Here is a 3,207-nt window from a genome sequence, read left to right as displayed (position 1 = left end):
CGTAGAAGCCTTCGGCTTCGGCCTTGGACAGTTGCTTGATTTTCGAGGCGACGATTTTCAGGCCGGCTTCTTCGAAGCGAGTGGTGATCTTGCCGATCACGTTCTTGGCAACGGCGTCAGGCTTGATGATCGAGAAAGTACGTTGAACAGCCATGGAAAACTCCAGAATATGAGTGTTGCGAAAAATTAAACCCGCGAATTATACGCGGGTTCCAGGGGATTGCCTAACCTGCAGCGTCACGCTTAGTCGGCTTCATCAATCCAGGCCGCCTGGATGGCCTCCAGCACTTTCTCACCGCCACGTGACGGATCGTCGCTGAATTCTGGCAAGGCCAGCACCCAGCGGTGCAGATCGACGAAATTTACATAACGAGGATCGACTTCCGGCTTGCTTTCCGCAAGCTGGATGGCGATCTCAAGTACATCAATCCATTTCAAGCTCATGCGGCAAACCTCAGTGCGGCGCTTCGGCAGCGTGATTGAGCGAATACTTGGGGATCTCGATGGTCAGGTCCTCATCGGCGACCACCACCTGGCAGCCGAGGCGCGATTGAGCCTCCAGGCCCCAGGCCTTGTCCAGCATGTCTTCTTCCAGCTCGTCGGCTTCTTCAAGGGAGTCGAAACCCTTGCGCACGATGCAGTGGCAGGTGGTGCAGGCCTTGACGCCACCGCAGGCGCTTTCCATCTCGATGTGATGGTCGTGGGCCAGCTCCAGGATGTTGGTCCCGGGCTCGACTTCCACGGTCAACCCCTCTGGGCAGAACTTTTCGTGCGGCAGGAATGTCACCAGCGGCATCGGTTACTCCTCGATCTCATTCAGGTTGCGCCCGGCCAGTGCGGCTTTGACCGTCGAATCAAGGCGACGGGCGGCAAATGCATCGGTCACCTGCGACAGACGCTTGGTCTGTTGCTCGATGGCTGGGCCATCGGTGCCGGCCAGCAAATCACGTAGTTCTTGCATCTGGAATTCGATGGCTTGGCGCTCTTCACTGCTGAGCAGGCGCTCACCATCGGCGTCCAGGGCGCCCTGTACCGCTTCGAGCAGGCGCTCGCCGTCGACCTGGTGCTCACGCAACTGGCGAGCTTGCTTGTCGGTACCTGCGTGCTCGAAGGAATCCTTGAGCATGCGCGCGATCTCGCCGTCGGTCAGGCCGTAGGACGGCTTGACCTGGATGCTGGCTTCAACGCCCGAACCCAATTCGCGGGCTGCAACGCTGAGCAGGCCGTCGGCATCGACCTGGAACGTCACGCGGATCTTCGCCGCACCGGCGACCATGGCCGGGATGCCGCGCAGTTCGAAGCGTGCCAGGGAGCGGCAGTCGCTGATCAGCTCGCGCTCACCCTGCAGCACGTGGATCATCATGGCCGACTGGCCATCTTTGTAAGTGGTGAATTCCTGGGCGCGGGCCACTGGAATGGTGGTGTTGCGCGGAATCACCTTCTCCATCAGCCCACCCATGGTCTCAAGGCCCAGGGACAGCGGGATGACATCGAGCAGCAACAGTTCGCCACCTTCGCGGCGGTTGCCGGCCAGGGTATCGGCCTGGATCGCGGCGCCGATGGCCACCACCTGGTCCGGGTCGATCGAGGTCAGCGGGGTGCGGCCGAACAGCGTGCCGACAGCCTCGCGCACACGCGGCACGCGGGTCGAACCACCGACCATCACCACGGCAGCCACCTCTTCGAGCTCCACGCCGCTGTCGCGCACGGCGCGGCGGCAGGCCTTGAGGCTGCGGGCGATCATCGGCTCGATCATCGCGTCGAAGGCGGCGCGGCTGAGCTCGCCCTGCCAGGCGCCATGGCTGACACTGACCACGTCGGCGTCGGTCAGGGCTTCCTTGGCGGCGCAGGCGGTTTGCAGCAACTGGCGCTGGGTAGCCGGGTCGAGGTCGGCGGACAGGCCCGCCTGCTCGATGATCCAGCCGGCGATGGCGTGGTCGAAGTCGTCGCCGCCCAGGGCGGTATCGCCGCCGGTGGCCAGCACTTCGAACACACCGGCAGTCAGGCGCAGGATCGAGATATCGAAGGTACCGCCACCCAGGTCATAGATGGCCACCAGGCCTTCGGCATTCTGGTCCAGGCCATAGGCCACGGCAGCGGCAGTCGGCTCGTTGAGCAGGCGCAGCACGTTCAGGCCGGCCAGCTTGGCTGCGTCCTTGGTCGCCTGGCGCTGGGCATCGTCGAAATAGGCCGGCACGGTGATCACCGCCCCCACCAGTTCGCCACCCAGGGTCTGCTCGGCGCGCTCGCGCAATACCTTGAGAATGTCGGCAGACACTTCCACCGGGCTCTTCGGGCCCTGCACCGTGTCGATGAACGGCATGTGCGACTCGCCACCCACGAAGCGGTACGGCAGCTGTTCGCCGAGCTGCTTGACGTCGGCCAGGCCGCGCCCCATCAGGCGCTTGACCGACAGCACGGTGTTCAATGGGTCACTGGACGCCGCCTCGCGCGCGGCCAGGCCGACTTCGCAGCGGCCAGCCAGGTAGCGCACTGCCGAAGGCAGAATGACGTTACCCTGCGCATCGGGCAGGGGCTCGCTGCGACCGCTGCGCACGGCAGCGACCAGAGAATTGGTGGTGCCCAGGTCGATGCCCACCGCCAGGCGGCGCTGGTGCGGCTGAGGGCTTTGACCGGGTTCGGCGATCTGCAGTAGGGCCATGCTTATCTAATTACCTTAGGCGTCATCACGGGCGGCGCCGGGTTAATCGTCGAGGCGCTCTTCCAGTTGGCGCACTTCTTGGGCGAGCTTGTCGAGGAACTGCATGCGGCGCATCAGGCGCTCGGCCTGTTCACGCTCGGCAGGCACATCCCAGCAGGCGGCGAAATCCTCGTTCAGCGTGTCCTGGGCAGCCTTCAGGCGCTTCTTGAACACGGCGACACCGTCGAGGTCGGCTTCGTCCTGCAACTCTTCGAGCTCTTCGCGCCACTGCATCTGCTGCAACAGGAAGTCCGGGTCATGGACCGTGACTTCCTGGGGCACTTCGTGGCCGCCAATGGCCAGCAGGTAGCGGGCACGGCGCGGCGCACTGCGCAGGGTCTGGTAGGCGTCGTTGAGGGCCGCGGACTTCTCCAGGGCTACCCGCTGCTCACGCTCGGAGGCGTCGGCAAAGCGGTCCGGATGGACCTCGCGGGCCAGCTCGCGATAACGCGTGGCCAGCTTGTCGAGGTCCAGGCGGAAGCACGGCTGGAGATCAAACAGAGCGA

Annotated in this window: 5 protein-coding genes; all 5 read right to left on the bottom strand. The window is 64.1% G+C overall.

Features of this window, described 5'->3' with window-relative positions; all coding sequences use genetic code 11:
• The coding region (locus B3E94_RS17940; protein WP_286914520.1) for a nucleoside-diphosphate kinase at positions 1-154 on the bottom strand (154 nt) is incomplete at its 3' end.
• An 89-nt stretch (positions 155-243) separates the two neighbouring features.
• Positions 244-444: a Fe-S cluster assembly protein IscX gene (iscX, locus tag B3E94_RS17935; RefSeq protein ID WP_016713204.1), complete on the bottom strand. Its 201-nt coding sequence runs from the start codon at positions 442-444 to the stop codon at positions 244-246.
• A 10-nt stretch (positions 445-454) separates the two neighbouring features.
• On the bottom strand, positions 455-796 hold the full coding sequence (gene fdx / locus B3E94_RS17930) for an ISC system 2Fe-2S type ferredoxin (protein ID WP_021781772.1): 342 nt from the start codon (positions 794-796) through the stop codon (positions 455-457).
• Positions 797-799: 3 nt separating this feature from the next.
• The gene (hscA, locus tag B3E94_RS17925) at positions 800-2,662 is read right to left on the bottom strand and encodes a Fe-S protein assembly chaperone HscA (RefSeq protein WP_286914518.1); all 1,863 of its coding nucleotides are present in this window, start codon (positions 2,660-2,662) and stop codon (positions 800-802) included.
• Positions 2,663-2,704: 42 nt separating this feature from the next.
• Positions 2,705-3,207 (bottom strand): co-chaperone HscB (hscB, locus tag B3E94_RS17920; protein WP_286914517.1); only part of this gene is annotated, 503 nt, incomplete at its 5' end.

The organism is Pseudomonas sp. UBA6315 (genome assembly GCF_002438125.1).
In the GTDB taxonomy this organism is placed as follows: domain Bacteria; phylum Pseudomonadota; class Gammaproteobacteria; order Pseudomonadales; family Pseudomonadaceae; genus Aquipseudomonas; species Aquipseudomonas faucium.
This window is presented reverse-complemented; position numbering and strand designations above follow the sequence as displayed.

Bases quoted from the DNA above. Each gene is read 5' to 3' on its own strand.
- iscX (WP_016713204.1), bottom strand. From the start codon at position 444: ATGAGCTTGAAATGGATTGATGTACTTGAGATCGCCATCCAGCTTGCG.
- fdx (WP_021781772.1), bottom strand. From the start codon at position 796: ATGCCGCTGGTGACATTCCTGCCGCACGAAAAGTTCTGCCCAGAGGGG.
- hscA (WP_286914518.1), bottom strand. From the start codon at position 2,662: ATGGCCCTACTGCAGATCGCCGAACCCGGTCAAAGCCCTCAGCCGCAC.